Raw genomic sequence first — 17,313 nt, forward strand, 5'->3', positions numbered from 1 at the left:
GGAGCTTCGTCATGCCCGAAACCGTCACCCTGCCGCCCTTCTCCGCCCGAATCGTCGAACGGCTCAGCGTCGGAGCCACGAGCCGCCGCGAGCGTGTCATCCACTCGTTGGACGGCCTGGAGAGCCCGGTGCATCCCGACACCCTTGCCAGCACGGGGGCCGATCTGTGGCGTCTGGTCCAGGAGCAGTTGCCGGACGGCGCCGGCTCCGTGGACTTCCTCCTGGGCCTGGACGCGGGCGGCATTCTGCCCACCGTCTCCCTCGCCGACGCCGCCCGCCTCCCCTACAAGATCGCCTGGAAGCTGCATCTCCCCCTGGACGGCGCGGTCCGCTTCAGCGAGCCGCACGCCATGCGCACCGACGTCTTCGCCTACGGCATCGCTCCGGGACAGCGCATCGTCATCGTGGACGACGAGATCACCACCGGTCGGACCCTGGCCGACCTCACCCGCCGCCTCCGCGAGGCCGGCGCCGTCCCGCTGGCGGCGGCCTGCCTGGTGGAGGACACCACGCGCGGAGCCCGCGCCCTGCTCGACGAGCTGGAGCTGCCGCTGGTCTCGCTCACCACGATCGAGGGTCCGGCGTGAGCTCGGTCGCGCCGCCAGGGGTCCGGTTTCACCACGGTTCCGTGGTCGTCCCCGCCGGGGCCGTCCACACCACCCCGCTGGGGTACGACCGTGGCAGCGTCCCCCTCGGCGCGCCGCTCCCGCTGACTGCCTCCGCCGAGCTCGTCCACCGACTGAGCGGGTGCGGCGAGGTCGTGGTGGCCTTTGAGGGGAAGCTCGGAGACACCCTCCTCGCTCTTACGGGGGTCCGCGCGGTGCTCGACTGGCTGCGGCTGCGGTCGGTTCGCACCTCCGTCCGGGCGGTGGGGCCGTACGCAGGGCTGATCGCCCGGACCGGGCTGATCACTCAACCCCCAGTCACCACGCCCCACGGTCGACGCGCTGTGATCGGAGACCGCGCGGGGATCGAGGCGCACGGCTCCGAAACCGTGGTGAGCCTGTTACTCGATCCAGCTGCCCCGCCCTGCTGGTCGAGCGACGGCCGCGCCCACCCGGACCTGCCTGCCCGCCACTACCTGGCGCTGGAACGCCGCCTCGGTATCCGCCTCCCCGGCACGGCTCCCTTCGCGCCGACCCTCGCGACCGGCCCGAATGATCTCGTGGAGGAGCTGCGATCGGTGGGCTGGCTGGGCGGCCTGACCATCGCCGCCATCACCGCCACCAGCTGGCCGGAGCGCAAGGACTACACCGCCCAGCGGTACATCGCCCTCGCCGAGCACATCGCCGAGGCCCAGCAAGCACAGGCCCGGCTGCTGCTCATCGGCGGCAGCGCGGAAGATGGCTTCCGCGTCAGCGCGGAGGCCCCTCGACGCCACGTTCAGGTGCTCCACCTGGACGGGGTGCCGGGCGACCAGCTCGCCGATCTCTTCCCGCACTGCGACCTGATCGTCGGCAACGACACCGGCCTCACCCACCTCGCCGCCATGACGCGCAGTCCCGAGAGACCCGTCATCGGCTTGTACGCGCGCCACAGCCACAGCAAGTGGCGCACCGGGCTCCCCCGCCACCACGCCATCGCCACCGACCTGTCCGACCGCATGCACCAGGGCGACCTCTGCCCCGTCCGAGACGCCATCCCTCCAGACGTCGACGTTCACATGGACGCCTTCCCGCCCGCCGAACTGGCCCGAGTGTGCCTCGACCTGCTCAACGGGGTGCGGCCATGACCTTCCGCAGCTCTCTGCGGCTCGGCCCGGTGCGGCGCTTCACCCGCAACCTGCTCTGTCCCGTCGACCTCCTCGGCCGCCCGTTGCTCCTGAAGTACACGCGCGACCCGGTGGAAAGCCGCGCCGAGGTTCGCGGGCACGCACGTCTGGCCCCGCACTACCGGGTGCCTACTCTCCACGCCCACCTGCGTGTGCCGGGCGGGCGGCTCTTCGCGTACGAGCGTCTGCCCGGCGGCACCGATCACGGGCTCCTGCTCGACCTCCTCAACGCGAGCGAGGCGAGCGGCGACCTCCACGCCTACATGGATCAGCTCACGGCTGCGTACCGCGAGGCCATCCTCGCGACGGCGAGGCCCACCGACCCGACACGCGTGGTACGCAAGCTGTACTGGAACCGTGCGGCCCCCCGCGGCCGACTCGACGAGTACTACGGCGGCAGGGACTTCCCGATCGCCGACGACCTCATCGACGTCCCGGTCTCCCGCCTCGGCACCTACACCCTGTACGTCAACGGTCGTCGGCACCACTTGGACTGGGTTGCCACCCTCCGCTGGCTTCGGGCCCACTTCGCGGCGGCCGAGCCGGTCTGGGCGGCCCTCACCCAGGGCGACCCCACCGACGTCAACCTCGCCCACCCGCTCGCCTGGTTCGACTACGACACCGCCGGCATGAACAGCATCCCCGGCGAGTTCGCCAACTTCCTCTGGTACGCCTCCACCCTCGGCGGCTGGCTCGTGCCCACGTACAACCCAGCAGCCTTCGCCGATCACCCCGCCACGTTCGCCCACGTCCCGGAGAACACCCCCGAGCTCCGACGAGCGGACATCGAGCACACCACGAGCACCATCCGCATCGACTACGCCCCACGGCTCGCGGCGCCCCGGCGGGCCGCCGTGACCACGTACTGGAACCAGCTCGTACGGCCGGTCGCCGACCGTCTCTGGCCCGGCGCGGACCTGGCGAACCTTCTCCGCCCCTACCTGGCCATGCGCGTCCTCGGCGTCTACAACCTCGCCGAGCTGGCCCCAGCGGACCGGCTCGTCCTCCTCGCCCGGCTCGCCGAAGCGATGAGCCCCGCCTTCGACCCCGCCACCTACTTCTGCCCCCTGGAGTCTCCATGCCCGGCCCCCTGAACGGCCGCACCGCGCTGGTCACCGGAGCGACCGGCGGCCTCGGCACGGCCATCGCCCGCCGCCTCGCAGCCGACGGCGCCACCATCGCGCTCGCCCACTTCGACGACAACCGAACAGCAGGAGAGCTCTCAACCTCCCTCCCCTCTTGCATCTCCCTTTCGGCAGACCTCCGAGACGCCGAGGCCGTACGGTCCCTGTGCCGTCGGGCCCAAGAGGCGCTGGGCCCGGTGGACATCCTGGTCAGCAACGCCGGTGCCTACCCGCGCCGATCGTGGCCGGAGACGACACCGACCCACTGGGAGGACACCCTGGCCACCAACCTGACCAGCCACTATCTCCTCGCCCACGAACTCACCCCCGCCATGACGGCCGCCGGCTGGGGCCGCGTCATCACGATCGGCTCCGTGCTCGCCGCTGCGGGCCGCCACGAGCTCGCCGGCTACATCAGTGCCAAAGCCGGCCTCGAAGGACTCACCCGCGCCCTCGCCCGCGAACTCGGCCCAGTCGGCGTCACCGCGAACTGCGTGGCTCCCGGCTCCATCCGTGTCCCCGCCGAAGACGCAGTCGTCGACGATCCAGAGGCCATGACCGTCCGCCAGCTCGCCCGCCAGTGCGTCCAACGCCGGGGCCGGCCGGAAGACGTCGCCGCGGCCGTCGCCTTCCTCGCCACCGAGGACGCCGGTTTCATCACCGGCCAGACCCTGCGCGTCGACGGAGGCTGGATCCTTGGCTGACATCTGGCTCATGCGCCACGGCGCCTACGAAGGCCACCGCCCCGGCTACCACGCCCCACACGAGGCCGCTCTCACCATGGAGGGCCGCGACCAGGTGTGCCGCTCGCTCCCCCTCCCCGAGGGCATCACCGCGATCGTCACCAGCCCGATTCCCCGTGCCCGCCAGACCGCCACCCTCGTCTCGCATCTCACGGGCCTGCCGATCGTGGCCACCTCCGGCCTCCTCGCCGAGTGGCGCGCCCCGAGCATCGTCCTCGGCCGCAGCGCCGAGACCTACCCGCCCGCCTATCGCGCCTGGCGGGCCCGGCGCCTCGCCAATCCGTCTCTACGCTGTGAAGACGGCGAAAGCCTCACCGACCTCCACACCCGAGCCCGCCACTGCGCCACTTTCCTCCACCACGCTGCCCAACGCCACGGCCCCCTGCTGGCGGTCTCCCACACCCTCTTCCTGGGCGTCCTCACGCACCTCCCAGAAGGCCCCGCCGCCTTCGTCACCGCGGCGAAGGGCCCCTGGCGCTTCGCCGAACGCCGCCTTTTCACCGCCTTCCAGTCCCCGGCGTTGCACCTTCAGAGACCTGAACGATGAAGGGCCTACGGTCCGCCCGCCGCCGACCACCTGTTGGACGTAGGCCACCTACACCCCCAGCGGCTCCTCTGCACGTTGCGTTCATCTAAGCCGAGTTGGAGCGCTCAGGGGGGCAATTGGAGTCACTTATAAGGCTGTTAAGTGTCACGTAGTCAACCGTCCAGCGCCGAAGGTCACGAGCCCACAAGTCTGACAAAACGTCAAACCAACCGGCTCACGGCGTTAAACTCCTCCACACGACGGCAGTTAGCCCCGGACAATCTGGAGGACAAAGATGAGCGCGAGCGGAACCCGCACCTGCTCTTGGTGCGGCGAGGGAGGGCACGACAAGCGGTCGTGTGCCGTCCCTTCCAACTCTGGGAGGTGCAGCGTGTGCAACTACCACGGACACGATAAGCGCAACTGTCCGAGCAAGTGAACCCCTTTCCCACCTGACGGTGCGGGCCGGTAGTGGCGGGTTGCGCGAAGCGGTGAAGCTCCCGGTGGACGGGCTCACGACCATGATCACCCGTGCCGACCAGGAGCTTCGCATGCTTGTCCACCCATCGGCGGTCGACCTGTCCAGTGGCCATCTGCGCAACCTCGCCGGACACCTGGCTGTGCTCCGTCGTGAGATCGGCACCCGGTGGCCGCGCATCACGCCGGCCGCCAGGCCCTCCTGGTTCTGGCGCATCTGCGCTGCGGTCACACCTACGCCCAGCTTGCCGCCGGGTGCGGCATCGGGGTTGCAACGGCCTACCGCTATGTCCGCGAGGTGATAGAAGTCCTGGCCACGCTCGCTCCCAGCCCGGCCCAGGTCATGCGGACAGCGAGCCGCCGGGCCTTGTGATCCTCGACGGCATCCTGCTGCCGATCGACCGGATCACCGCCGACATCCCGTGCTGCTCCGACAACCACAAACGTCGCGGCATGTACGTCCAGGTTCTCACCAACCCGTTCGGCCGCCTGCTGTGGGCTTCGCCCGCACTGCCCGGCTCCGCCGAGACCTGACAGCGGCCCGCACTCACGGAATCGTCGAAGCTCTCGCCGCTGCCGTACTCGAGTGCAGGACGCAAGGCATACCAAGTGCCGACTGCCCGGTTCGAGCGCCCTTCCATGGCCGTCGCCTCAAGCGGTGGCAGCGCGGCACGTCAAGATTCGCTACCTCGGCGAGCAGGCCACGGCCCCCTGCAGGGCTGGCGACTGCTACGGAAGCTCCGCTGCAGCACTACCCGCATCAGCGCGCTCGTCCAGGCCGTTCTCATCCTTTAGTAGAGTCCAGAAGTTTCTGACCTAGCGAACAACCCGCCACTCTGACCCTATTAATGCACCATCTAGGCTGCATCCTCAATTTTCTTCAGCGCATAAATGATGTCCCTGCCGAACACGGTGAGAGCTCCCGGATCATCCACTCTTCTGACCATTGCATACAGAACATCAGCAAAAGGTTGCACGGTCAGTGATTCGATTATCTCGCGCGCGTCCTCACTCCTTCCCTCCCTTTCCTGGACTGCCCAGTCTCGCAGCATCGATTTGCATCTAACATAAGCCTTCGCTCTACCTCGCTCCAGGTCCGGCCTGCCGAGCCCAAAGACCTCAATAGTTGCCCAACCCTTTGGCGTAACCCCAGCATACTCGCCGGTAGAGAGCGTCAGAACTAGGTGATCCCAAGGGTCCTCTGCGCAAGGATCCACAAGGAGACATTCACCGCTAGCACTACAGGGATATCTATCCCTCTTTTCGTTGCTATTGCAGTGTGAGCAAGCAAGCAAGTGATTCGTCCAAACGAAGGCGGAAAGGGGATCCTCGACTATGGGCTTAAAGTGGTCAATATCAGTACCTTGGCTATCACCGCAATACATACAGCGGGAAAAACCTGAAGCCATCGGCGAAAGCAGAGCTTTAAGGTCCCTACGAATCGTCCGAGCGGATTTCCATGCGGCCCTAGCCGCAGCAGTACCTCCGACTCCGTTCGCCAATGCTTGAGTCTTATCCAACAGACGCTTTTCTAATTTACTGGGGACCTCAGGCCTGATTAGAGGGATCACGACCGCCTCCCTAGGCGCCCAGATACCTCATCCACTCGAGCTTCCAGAGAGCTGGACAAAGTTTCACTCAGTCTCTTGTAATTGGCCACCTCGGCCTTGCTGGCAGATCCTGAGAAAACTTTCCCTTCCAGTTCGACAAGCCGCTTACGCAGCCTCTCCGCCTCACTTGAATACGGTGTGTCCAGCCCGAATAGGGCCGAAAGTGCCGCGTCATCTCCGCTTCCGTAGACAATTCTCCTGTGCAGCTGCTCGTCTACCACGTGTGGGGCAACATCTTCACCGAAGCCTGGTAGGCGAATCAGCCCCCCCGGGTCAGCGGATTGACACACGTATGGACTATGGGTTGTCACGATGAACTGAATTTTCGGGAAATGCGTCGTCAGCCATCCACCGATTCTCTGCTGCCAACTCACATGCATGTGGGCGTCAATTTCATCGATCATAACGACTCCTGGAACATGCAGCGCAATTCCACCTTTACCTCTCCTCGCCCTCAGAATTCCGTAGAACTCGTGAAGGCGCCGCACGATATCTAGCACCAATGCAGTGACGGTTCGGTAGCCATCACTCATCTCCCTAAGGGGGAAAGTCTGGCCAGCAGACCTTACCCAAAGACCCGATGAGGTCACCTTCACAGCCTCATAGCCGTCAGGGAGAAGCCCATCAGAAAGTAGCTCCAGCACAGATTTCAGCAGTCTAGCGGCTCCACGCTCCTTTTCAAGACTGCGCAGATAAACGCCCACAAGCCACGCAACGCTCTCACCCAAGGCGGCGTCCTCGTGAAATAGGGTGGAGAACCTTTCAGCCGTTGAGACTGCGTCCGATGGATCGTGTAGGTCTGCGGGTCCTGTTAGCGCCTCCGGAATATCTGATGAGAGCCTCCGAAACGGTCCGTAACCCGCAGCAAACCAGTTCTTAGTTGGAAAAATTTCTCCTTCCAAATCCCCGTCATCGGCAGATTGAACTTCTTGCACCCAATCGCTACTAAAACTGAGCCTAACAACCTTTCCAGACCTGGAAACAATTTTTGGCGGCGGGAGGAGTAGTGACGCACGGCCATGCACGCCCGGTTTTTCGGGCACCCCCTCTAGGCTGATATTTTTTAGGTCATCTGCATCCAAGAAGAAGGAAGCTGAGATACTTCCGGAATTCTGTTCTCTGGGTTTCGAACCCCAGGCGACGTGATTAGGGGCCAGCGTTTGCGCGGCCGCTGGACCAGCAAGCATCAGGGCGATGCACTGCAAAAGTGAGGTTTTGCCAGATCCATTCCTACCTGCAATTACAGTCCACCCAGAATACTTTCCACCCGGCCTCTGGAAATCAAGGTTGACTTTTTTCTCCCCTGAGAATCCTCGGATATTATCGATTTGCACTGTTGAGATGTAAATGCGAGCCTCCAGGTTAGGTACCTTCTCGGAAGTGTAAGGGAGCCATGTACTGATTCGCACAATGCGCGGAAGACTCTGCTTCGGCGCCGCGCTGGATACACGACCAGTGCGGGCCTACGTCCTCAATGAGCAGCCAGCCCCTTAGCGGAAGTCGGCAATCGCAACCCGTACTCCGCGATGATCGCCTCGGCCAGCTCGGGGCCGCTTGTGTAGCCGCTGAGAACGTTGTTCAAGGCCGAGATCCGGTACAAGTTCCGGCACAGCCGGTCCGGCTCGACCAGAACCGAACGCATGCCGACGCTGGCAGCCATGCGCGCGGCAGCACACCCGGCGGGCCCGCCGCCGATGATGATGAGGTCGGTGTCGTACAGCGTGTCACCCATGGCGCTATTCCAGCACCGGAGCCCCTGCGTACACGACGAGTCGGCCGGTTCCGATCAGGCGGCGGACGACAACGAGCCCGGCGTCGTGCACGTCGGGGCCGACATCGCTGCATCATGTGGAATAGAGCAGCAGGAAGAGGGCCGTCATAGCGGTCACGGTGAAACCGGCAGCGGTTAGGGCGGCGAGGCCCCGACGGCGCCCCTTCGCGGGGGTGCGGAAGGTCTGCCAGGCGCCGTGGGCGAGGAAGAGGCTGAGCAGCCCAGCCCCCGCGATGGTGAGGCGCGGGCTAAAGGACCAGCTCAGGTAGGCGATCAGAGCCAGGCCGCCGAGCAGGGCACAGGCGAGCAGGCTGAGGATCACCTCGGCGACGGCCTCTCCCAGCGTCTCGACCAGGAAGTCACCGATGCCTTTCGCTGCCCTGCGGACCCCCATGACGCTCCTCCCTCATGCGCCGATGGCCCCGAGCGGGGCCCGGAATGGAGGACCCCCGCTGAACGGGAATGGTTGCCGGGGTGCAAGAGTTGCCGACTGCGGCACCCGGTCACATCTTCCCCAAGGGCATAGAGCCCCCGGATCAGTTCGGCTGCCTGATGAGTGGAGAGCGTGCGGCCGGTCTTGTCGACGACCGCGTGCGCGCGGGTCGCCGACGCGGCGTCCTGGTCGAGCGTGAGCGGAAGGTTGCGGCATGAGTGAGCGCAAGGAACGCCCGCTGTTGTTCCTGGACGTCGACGGGTCTCTCCTGCCGTTCGGCGATGGACCGCAGCGCCGCCCGGCAGGCACCGCGACAAGATGCGCACCTGGCGCGGCTCGACCCGCGTCTCGGGCCTCTTCTCGCGGCACTGCCGTGCGAGCTGGTCTGGGCCACCACCTGGGAGGACGAGGCGAACATCGATCTAGCACCGCGCCTGGGCCTGCCGCCCCTGCCGGTCGTGCACTGGCCGGAACCCTCCAACGCCCATGAACGGGAGGACCAGTGGTTCGGGCTCCACTGGAAGACCCGAACCCTGTTGAGGCTCGCGCGTTGGTCGCCAGGACGGATGGTTGGGCGCCTCCGCCGCAGCACCGCCCGGCCCACGGCCGCCCTTCGAGCCGTCGTCGCCCCCGAACTCGCGACCTGATCAAGGGGGAAAGGCGTGGTGTCTCCCCGGTTCGTGGTCTGCCGTTCGACGGGTGGGTCGTCAGGTTCGGGGGCCGTTTGGGGGGAGGTAGCCGAGTTGGGCGGCGTGGACTCCGGCCTGGAAGCGGCTGCGGGCGTCCAGGTGGCCCAGTAGGCCCTTGGCTATGCGGCGGGCGGTGCGGGGGGAGACGCCCAGGCGCTTGGCTATGGCCTCGTCCGTGTGGCCGCGGGCCAGCAGGCGCAGGGTCTCGTGCTGCTGGCGGTTCAGGGCGTGCTCCTCGGGCTTCTCGCACGGGCCCAGGGGGTCGGCGTCCAACCAGACGTGCTCGAAGAGGGCCTCCAGCGCCGCGATGAGGCCCCCGCCCGACACCACGAGTGCGCCGAGCGAGGAGTCCTGGTCGTCCAGGGCGACCAGGGCGAGGCGGTGGTCGGCGATGATCATGCGGGTGCTGAGCGAGGGCGTCGTACGGACCTCGGCGCCGAGCGAGGCCAGCCAGGTCACATGGGTCACCGTGGGCGGGTGGTTGTGGATGCTGGAGAGGTAGACCGTGCGCATCCGCACCCCGCGTTCCAGGAGTTCCTGGTTGAGCGGGCGGGAGGCGTGCATGTTCTCCTCCGTCTGCGCGCCGCCCGTCGCGAAGGTCAGGATCTCCTCCTCCACCTCCTCGTGGAGCTGGGTCAGGTAGTCGCGCACATGGTCCACGCCGTCCAGGTGCACCACCGGGGACTCGCCGATCGCCGGATGGGTGGCGGGGAGGTCGCAGAGGAGTTCGGCCACGGCCGCCTCGCCGTCCGCCAGGCGCCGGCGTTCGGCGGCGAGCCGGGCGCGGCGGCGGGCCAGCAGCGCTTCCAGGCCGAGCCGGGGATCGACCACGTGCAGCCTGCGCCCGCCCGAGCTCGCGGCCGGCCGCACCAGGGCGAGGTCGAGCAATGTCTGTAAGGCGTCCTCGAATTGATCCGGCGTCAGTTCCAACTGTGCTCGGTGCTCGGCGAGGGACGCGTAGGGCTGGGCGAGCAGCGCCCGGTAGACGGCCTCGGAAGTGGCGTCCAGCCCCAAGGGGTCGAGCATCGTCCCTCCCCGTCAGGAACCCTGTCGGCACGGTCGGTCCGGCCACCTGCCGGATTTATTCCTCAAGTGCCGAATTGTATTCTTCGGCAACTCGTTGACGCTGCGGTAAAAATCATGGCACGAGAGGGTGAGCGGCGGCAGACGGCATCCCGCCGACCGGGCGGGAGCGGGCCGTCCGGGCGTCCGAATGCTGGACGGAAGGGGCCATGGCCTCATCGGTCCAGTGGTCTCACCTTCACCATCGCCTCGCTCGCGTACAAAACTCACGGTGCTGTCGAACACTCCCCACCGATGGTTCGAAGGGCTACCGCATGACGCGTCTCCACCGGTTCTCCGTTACCGCGCTCGTGTCCGTGGCGCTGAGCGGCGGCGTTCTCCTCGCGGAACCCGCGTACGCCGCCACCTCCGCTCCCGCCTCCGCCCCGGCGTCCGCCTCCGCCTTCACTTCCGCCTCAGCCTCCGCCTCCGACGTACCGCGCGGTCCCGCCGGTCACGGCGCCCCGTCCGCACACCCACGCCCGGGTCATCTGCCGCACGACTTCGGCTGGCAGTAGCCCTCCGATTCGAATCGGGTACGACGACGCGGCGGCCCGACGACGGGCCGCCGAGAGCGCACGGGAAGGCGGACGACGGTGCTGTTCCAACTGCTCGGGCCCCTGAGCATCACCGATGGGCGGGACCATGTGGTCCTTCCGCCCTCCAAGCCGACCGCACTACTGGCCGCCCTGCTCATCCGTCCGGGGCGCGTGGTCTCCACCGACCACCTGCAGGAGGCCGTCTGGGGCGAGGAACAGCCCGTCACGGCCAAGGCCGCGCTCCAGAGTTGCGTACTGCGGCTGCGCCGGATCTTCGCCAAGTACGGCATCGAGAACCAGGCCGTCGTGGCCGTCGCCGGCGGCTATCGCATCCACGCCGACGCCGAGACCCTCGACCTGCTCCACTTCCGGCAGCTCGTCGACCGTGCGGCGGCGGCCGGCGCGGACTCCGAGCTCTACACCCTGCGGGCGGCCCTCGCCCTCTGGCAGGGGCCGCTGCTGGCCAATGTGCCCTCCGGGCTGCTGCACCGGGACGAGGTGCCCCGGCTGGCGGAGGAGCGGCTGCGGGTCCTGGAACGCGTCTGCGACATCGAGCTGGAACACGGCCGCTGCCGCGAAACCCTCGTCGATCTTTGGGAAGTTACGCGCGTATACCCGGCTCACGAGCGGTTTTCCGAGCAACTGATGCTGGCTCTCTACCGGACCGGGCGGCAGGCGGAGGCGCTGTCGGAGTACCGGAGGATCAAGCGGCATCTGCGCGAGGAGCTGGGTGTCGATCCCCGGCCCGGACTCCAGCGCCTGGAACTGGCGATCCTGCGGGGCGACGACCTCGGCGCCCCGGACACCGGACACGCCCCCCTCTCGCTCGTCCCCCCGGCCGCGCCGGCCACCGCACCACCCGCCGCGCTCCCGCCCGCCGCCCGGACCGAGAACCGGGATTCGGGCGCGGGCGCGGGCCGGAACGAGAACGCGCCCGTACGCCGCCGCACCGCAGCCGCGACCCCGGCGCCCCTTCCCTCAGTGCCCGGCTTCACCGGCCGCCGGAGCCAGGTGGACGAACTCCTGACCATGCTGACCGGCAGCGGAGCCACCGCCTCCCGGCCCGGCCCCGCCGGCCCCGTCAGCCCCTCCGGCCCTGCCAGCCCCGCTGGCCTCACCAACCTCACCAACCTCACCGGCCCCACTGACCTCACTAGCCCCTCCAACCCCACCACCCCCACCGACCCCGGCCGCTCCCCCGTCGCCGTGCTCTCCGGGGCGCCCGGCATCGGCAAGACCGCGCTCGCCCTGCACGTGGCCCGCCTGGTGGAAGGGCACTTTCCGGGCGGCTGCCGCCTGTTGCCGCTGACCCGGCCCGACGGCACCCCGCGCCCGACGGAGGAGGCCGCCGCCGAACTCCGCGGCACCGCCCCGGAGGAGCCCGGCCCCGGACGCACGCTGCTGATCCTCGACGACGTCGTCCACCCGGACCAGGTGCGCCCGCTGCTCACCGCCAACGCGGGCGGTGCCGCGATCATCACCAGCCGGATGGGGCTCGCCGCCCTGGTCGCCACGCACGGCGGCACCGTGCACCGGCTCGGCGCGCTCGCCCCCGAGGAGGCGTACGACCTGCTCACCGCCGTGCTGGGCCGGGAACGCGTCGCCGCCGAGCCGGCCGCCGCGCGGCTGATGGCCTCGGTGTGCGGGCACCACCCGCTCGCCCTGCGGATCGCCGCCGCCCGCCTCCTCACCCGCCCCCGCCTCAAGCTGGCCGACTGCGCGGACTGGCTGGGACGCGATCTGCCGGGCCGCCTCAGCCTGGCCGACGACCCCCGGATGTCCGTACCGCTGACCCTGGACGAGGCGGTGCGGCGGCTTCCTCCGGTGCTGGCCGAGGCGCATCTGCGGCTCGGGGCGGCGACGCGCGGGCCGCTCACCGCGGAGCTGGCGGCCACCGTCCTCGACCTCCCGCCGGAGCCGGCCGAGGACGTGCTGGAACGGCTCCTCGACGCGGGCCTCCTGGAGGAGGAGCACCCCGGCGTGTTCCGGATGCACGAGCTGCTGCGGGCGCACGCCCGGCGCGCGACCGCCACCTCCGTCCGGCCGGCCCCGGCCCTCCTGCGCCCACCGCGGCGCGGGGAGACACCCCAGGCGGGCAGTACCTGCCCGACCGCCTTGCGGTGACCTTCCGTCACCGCACTGCGGGCGGCGCCCCTCGCGTCCGCCCGGACCGGCCGCCCGGCCCCTGAGAACACCGGCCCCTGAGAACACCCGCCCCCGAGCCCCGGACCCGCAAACCGCACGCCCCGCACAGCCGGCGGCGGGGCCCGGCCTCGTACCCGAGTACCCGAGTACCCGACTCTCCCTCTCCCCGAACAAGAGGTGTGACGCACGCATGGCAGCAACGTCGTACGCAGAGACCGCCGGCACCCGGCCCCGGGTCCGTCGTGACGTCCTGTTCACCGAGACGCCCGACGGCGTGATCTTCCACAACGCCGACGGAGGGTTCCGGCTCACCGCCAGATCCGGCTACCGGTTCGCCAGCCTCCTCGTGCCCCACCTGGACGGCAGCAGATCGGTCGAGGAGATCTGCCAGGGCTTCGGCGACCAGCAGAAGGCGATGGTCGGCGAACTCGTGAAGGCCCTCTACGCACGGGGCTTCGCCCGTCCGGTCCCGGCACCGGACGAGTCGGCGGGCCCCCGGACAGACCCGGCCGCCGCCGAGCGCTTCGCCGAGCAGATCGCCTACATCGACCACTACGCGGACGACGCCGACGCCCGGTTCGCCCGCTACCGCGCCACGCGGGTCGCCGTCCTCGGCGACGGGCCGGTCGCCCGCTGGTGCGTGCTGTCGCTCGTCCGCAACGGCTGCGCCGCCATCGGCGTCGAGGCCGCCCTCGCCGACGGCTCCGGCGGCACCACCGCCGAGGAGTTCGCCGAGGTCCGCTGGGAGGCCGACCTGCCGGCCGGCCAGGACTGCCCCGTCGAACTGTCCGTGCTCCCGGAGCGGCCCGGCGCCGGCTGGGCGGCGTACGACGGCTACGACGTCGTCGTCGCCGCGGCCGGCCCCCGGGTGCCGGGCACCGTGCTCGCGCTGCTGCGGGACGGGGTGCCCGAGGGGCGGACGCTGCTCCCGGCCTGGACGTTCTGGGGCCGGGCCGTCGTCGGGCCGGTCATGACCCCGGGCTCGGCGGCCTGCTGGGCCTGCGCCGCCCTGCGGCTGGGCGCGGCCGGCGGCGGGGCCGACGCGGCGGCCGCCGGCCTGTGGAGCGGGCTGGCCCTCGGCACCGGCACCCCCGGCCCCCAGCCCGTGGGACCGCTCGCGGCGATGCTCGGCAACCTGCTCGGCTACGAGGTGTTCCGCCTGGTCACCGAGGCGCTGCCGGCCGAGAGCCGCGACCGGCTGCTCATCCAGGACATGGCCTCCTTCGACGTGGCGTCGGAGCCCCTGCTGCCGCACCCCGCGTGCCCGTTCTGCACGGCACCCGCCGCACTGCCCGAACCGGTCGACCTGACCGCCGCGCCGGCCCGCCCGGCGTTCCTCCCCACGGTGGCCACCGCCCCCGACGACGAGGCCGCCCAGGGCCCGCTCGCCGAACTCGAACGCCGCTCCGCGCTCGTCCACCCGCACACCGGGGTGTTCACCGCCTACGCCGACGAGCGGCTGACCCAGACCCCGCTGAAGGTGGGCGCGGTCGTCCTGGGCGGGCTGGGCACCCGGACCCCCCGGACGATCACCGCCTTCGACATCCACCACACCGCCGGCGCCCGGCTGCGGGCGCTCAACGCCGCCGCGACGGTCTACGCCGAGCACGTGGCGCCCGCCCCGGTGCCCGGCGACGCCATGGCGGAGCTGCCCGCCGTGGACCCGGACGCGCTCACCGTCGCGTCCGGCACCGGCGGGACCGGAACGGCCGTCCGCTGGACGGCGGCCGTCTCGCTGCTCACCAAGGAGGCGGTGCGGGTGCCCGCCGGGGCGGTGCGCCCCTTCGGCGCGGACAACGCGGACCGGCGCTTCGAACCCACGCGGGCCGGTGCCGGGGCCGGAGCCGACCTGCCCGAGGCGGCCGCCGCCGGGCTGCTGTCGGCGCTCGCCCACGACGCGCTGCGCCGGGCCGTCCGGGGCGCGGGCGACGTCTCCGTGCTCACCCCCCAGGCCCTGGGCGAGGACCCCGAAACGGTGTTCCTGCTCCGGTCGGCGGCCCACCTGGGCCTCACCGTGGAACTGCTCGACCTGGGCGAACGGGCGTACTCCGGGGCGTCCGTCGTCCTCGCCCGGACCACCGGCGCCCCCGGCCCCGCCCGCTGGGCCGTGGGCGCGGCCCCGGACCTCGCGGCAGCGGCCGTGGACGCCCTGCGGGACCTGCTCGGCGCGGTGCAGACGGCGGACGGGCCCGACGCGACGGACACCGGTGACCCGCTGCTGGCCGACCTGGACGCGTCGCTCGTCCCGGTCACCGGCGAACAGCCGGCCCCAGCCGATCCGGACCGGACGGACGACGCCGGCTGGGCGCGCCTCCTCGAACGCCTCGCCGCCGCCGGGCGGGACGCCCTGGTCGTGCCCACGCACGCCGCCGACCTGCCCACCGCGGGCATCCACACCGTCCGCGTCCTGCTCACCCGGGCGGCCGCCGATGCCGGCTGAGACCGCCCGGCGCCCCCGGCCCGACGAGCACCCCCGGCCCGACGAGCGCCCCCGGCCCGACGAGCGCTCCGGGGCCGACGCGCGCTCCGAGGCCGCCGGCCGGTTCGCCGCCGCCGTCCGCGACGCGCTCGCCGCCAGCGGCACCGACCGGGCCGTGACGGTCGCGCCGCTCGGCGTCCGGGACGCGTACGCGCGGACCGGCGCCCCGGCCGGCGACGCCCCGGCCGACGCCACCGCCGTGCCCCTCCACCTGTACGGCCGGCAGGTGCTGATCGGCCCGTGGCCCGCGCGGGACGGACGGCCGGGCTGCGGCACCTGTCTCGCCCGGCGCTGGCAGGGCGTGCGCTCGGTGTCCCTGCGCGAGGGCCTCGAACTGGGCACCGGCACCCGGCCGGTGGGCGACTGGCCGTACGGCACCCCGTTCGCCGTCACCGCCGTCGCCGCCCTGGTGGCGGGGCTCGCCGGGGCCGGCCCGGAGCCCGGCCCGTACCCACGGGTCCATCTCCTGGACCTGGACGCCATGACCGTACGCAGTCATCCCCTCGTCCCCGATCCGGAGTGCCCCGACTGCGCCACGCCCCGGCCCGACACCGCCGAAGGGGCCGCGCTCACCCTGCGGCCCGCGCCCCCGTACCGGCCGGGCGTCTTCCGGGTGCGGCGGGTGGAGGACTACCGGCTGCCGGAGGACGCCTTCGTCAACCCGCACTGGGGCGCGCTCGGTTCCTCGGTGATCTGCGACGTCGCGTCCACCACCACCTCCGCCACCGTCGGCTGCTTCTCGACCCGCTCCGGGGACTACCTCCGCGAGACGTTCTGGGGCGGCCACGCGGACACGTACGCCCACAGCCGGAGCATCGGCGTCCTGGAGGCGCTGGAGCGTTACGCCGGGATGCGGGCCAGGGCCCGGACCACCCGGCTCACCGCCTCCCTGGACGAGCTGGGCCCCGACGCCGTCGACCCGCGTGAAACCGGCCTGTACGCGGCGGAGTTCTACGCCGCCAACCCACGGGTGCGCCCCTTCGCCACCGACCGGAAGATCCCCTGGGTGTGGGGCTGGTCGCTGCGCGACGACCGGCCGCGGGCGGTGCCCGAGATCCTCGCCTACTACCACGCCCCCGGCCTGGAGGGCCGGTTCGTGCAGGAGAGCTCCAACGGCTGTGCCTCCGGCGGCAGTACGGAGGAGGCGGTCTACTTCGGACTGATGGAGGTCATCGAGCGGGACGCCTTCCTGCTCGCCTGGTACGGGCAGGTGCCGCTGCGCGAGATCAACGCGGGCACCAGCACCAGGGCCGCCACCCGGCACATGGTGGACCGGCTCGCCATGTACGGCTACCGGGCCCGCTTCTTCGACACCCGGATCGGCTTCCCCGTCCCCGTGATCACCGGCTGCGCCGAACGCTTCGACGGCTCCACCGGCCGGATGTGCTTCGGCGCGGGCGCCGGACTCGACCCGGAATCCGCCCTGGACTCCGCGCTCTGCGAGATCGCCACCGACGCGGTCAACCTCGTCGGCCGGACCCGGCGCGACGAGGAGCGGCTGCGCGCCATGGCCACCGACTTCGACCGGGTCACCACCCTGCACGACCACCCGCTGTCCTACGGCATCCCCGAGATGGGCCGGCACGCCGACTTCCTGCTGCGGCAGTCCGAGCCCCGCCCGCCGCTCGCCGTCGCCGATCTGGCCTGGCCGGACACCGAAGGCGACCCGGCGGCCGCCCCCGACCTGCGCACCGACCTGCTGCGCGCGGTCGGCGCCGTCACCGCAGCCGGACACGACGTGGTCGTCGTCGACCAGACCCTGCCCGAGCAGCGCGCCCTCGGCCTGCACACCGTGAAGGTCCTGGTGCCGGGGCTGCTCCCGATCGACTTCGGCTGGTCCCGCCAGCGCGCCCGGCACATGCCCCGGATGCGCACCGTACTCGGCCCCGCCGGACTCAACCCCGCACCGCACCCGTTCCCATGACCGGCCGCCGGCCCCACCGA

At 70.4% G+C, this 17,313-nt stretch carries 13 protein-coding genes and 2 pseudogenes; 10 read left to right on the forward strand and 5 right to left on the reverse strand.

The annotated features are described in order from the left end of the window. The first annotated feature begins 11 nt into the window (after positions 1–11). The 6 genes and pseudogenes from OG710_RS12575 (at position 12) to OG710_RS12600 (ending at position 5,436) form a co-directional block, all read left to right on the forward strand. Positions 12–587, forward strand: a complete 576-nt coding sequence (locus OG710_RS12575; RefSeq protein WP_330239410.1) for a phosphoribosyltransferase family protein — start codon at positions 12–14, stop codon at positions 585–587. A 41-nt stretch (positions 588–628) separates the two neighbouring features. Continuing rightward, positions 629–1,732, forward strand: a complete 1,104-nt coding sequence (locus OG710_RS12580) for a glycosyltransferase family 9 protein (RefSeq protein WP_330239411.1) — start codon at positions 629–631, stop codon at positions 1,730–1,732. Beyond that, complete coding sequence (locus tag OG710_RS12585; protein ID WP_330239412.1) at positions 1,729–2,865, forward strand: hypothetical protein; 1,137 nt, start codon at positions 1,729–1,731, stop codon at positions 2,863–2,865. Before OG710_RS12580 ends, OG710_RS12585 begins: the two co-directional genes overlap by 4 nt. Continuing rightward, positions 2,850–3,599, forward strand: a complete 750-nt coding sequence (locus OG710_RS12590) for an SDR family NAD(P)-dependent oxidoreductase (protein ID WP_330239413.1) — start codon at positions 2,850–2,852, stop codon at positions 3,597–3,599. The genes OG710_RS12585 and OG710_RS12590 overlap by 16 nt, the downstream gene beginning before the upstream one ends. Further along, entirely contained in the window at positions 3,592–4,185 is a 594-nt protein-coding gene (locus OG710_RS12595) for a histidine phosphatase family protein (protein WP_330239414.1), read from the forward strand. The genes OG710_RS12590 and OG710_RS12595 overlap by 8 nt, the downstream gene beginning before the upstream one ends. 530 nt (positions 4,186–4,715) lie before the next feature. Beyond that, a pseudogene (locus OG710_RS12600) lies at positions 4,716–5,436 on the forward strand (transposase family protein). A 62-nt stretch (positions 5,437–5,498) separates the two neighbouring features. On the opposite strand, the gene OG710_RS12605 reads toward OG710_RS12600, so the two are convergent. From OG710_RS12605 to OG710_RS12620, 4 genes and pseudogenes are all read right to left on the reverse strand, one after another. Beyond that, positions 5,499–6,050, reverse strand: a complete 552-nt coding sequence (locus OG710_RS12605) for an HNH endonuclease (protein ID WP_330242230.1) — start codon at positions 6,048–6,050, stop codon at positions 5,499–5,501. A gap of 158 nt (positions 6,051–6,208) precedes the next feature. Next, positions 6,209–7,585: an AAA family ATPase gene (locus OG710_RS12610; RefSeq protein ID WP_330239415.1), complete on the reverse strand. Its 1,377-nt coding sequence runs from the start codon at positions 7,583–7,585 to the stop codon at positions 6,209–6,211. Positions 7,586–7,770: 185 nt separating this feature from the next. Next, a pseudogene (locus OG710_RS12615) lies at positions 7,771–7,983 on the reverse strand (FAD-dependent oxidoreductase); the annotation flags it as partial. 112 nt (positions 7,984–8,095) lie between these two features. Further along, positions 8,096–8,416, reverse strand: a complete 321-nt coding sequence (locus OG710_RS12620) for a lysine transporter LysE (protein WP_330239416.1) — start codon at positions 8,414–8,416, stop codon at positions 8,096–8,098. 320 nt (positions 8,417–8,736) lie between these two features. Here OG710_RS12620 and OG710_RS12625 point away from each other — a divergent pair, with 320 nt between their 5' ends. Next, entirely contained in the window at positions 8,737–9,102 is a 366-nt protein-coding gene (locus OG710_RS12625; protein ID WP_443064246.1) for a hypothetical protein, read from the forward strand. A 60-nt stretch (positions 9,103–9,162) separates the two neighbouring features. On the opposite strand, the gene OG710_RS12630 is transcribed toward OG710_RS12625, so the two are convergent. Beyond that, positions 9,163–10,170: a helix-turn-helix transcriptional regulator gene (locus OG710_RS12630; RefSeq protein WP_330239417.1), complete on the reverse strand. Its 1,008-nt coding sequence runs from the start codon at positions 10,168–10,170 to the stop codon at positions 9,163–9,165. 632 nt (positions 10,171–10,802) lie between these two features. Between OG710_RS12630 and OG710_RS12635 the strand changes: the two genes are divergently transcribed. From OG710_RS12635 to OG710_RS12645, 3 genes are all read left to right on the forward strand, one after another. Continuing rightward, complete coding sequence (locus tag OG710_RS12635; protein ID WP_330239418.1) at positions 10,803–12,869, forward strand: AfsR/SARP family transcriptional regulator; 2,067 nt, start codon at positions 10,803–10,805, stop codon at positions 12,867–12,869. A gap of 211 nt (positions 12,870–13,080) precedes the next feature. Further along, entirely contained in the window at positions 13,081–15,330 is a 2,250-nt protein-coding gene (locus tag OG710_RS12640; RefSeq protein ID WP_330239419.1) for a TOMM precursor leader peptide-binding protein, read from the forward strand. Continuing rightward, positions 15,320–17,293, forward strand: coding sequence for a TOMM precursor leader peptide-binding protein (locus OG710_RS12645; RefSeq protein ID WP_330239420.1), 1,974 nt, complete (start codon positions 15,320–15,322; stop codon positions 17,291–17,293). Before OG710_RS12640 ends, OG710_RS12645 begins: the two co-directional genes overlap by 11 nt. The last annotated feature ends 20 nt before the right edge of the window (positions 17,294–17,313 follow it).

This window comes from Streptomyces sp. NBC_00525, from assembly GCF_036346595.1.
Lineage (GTDB): Bacteria > Actinomycetota > Actinomycetes > Streptomycetales > Streptomycetaceae > Streptomyces.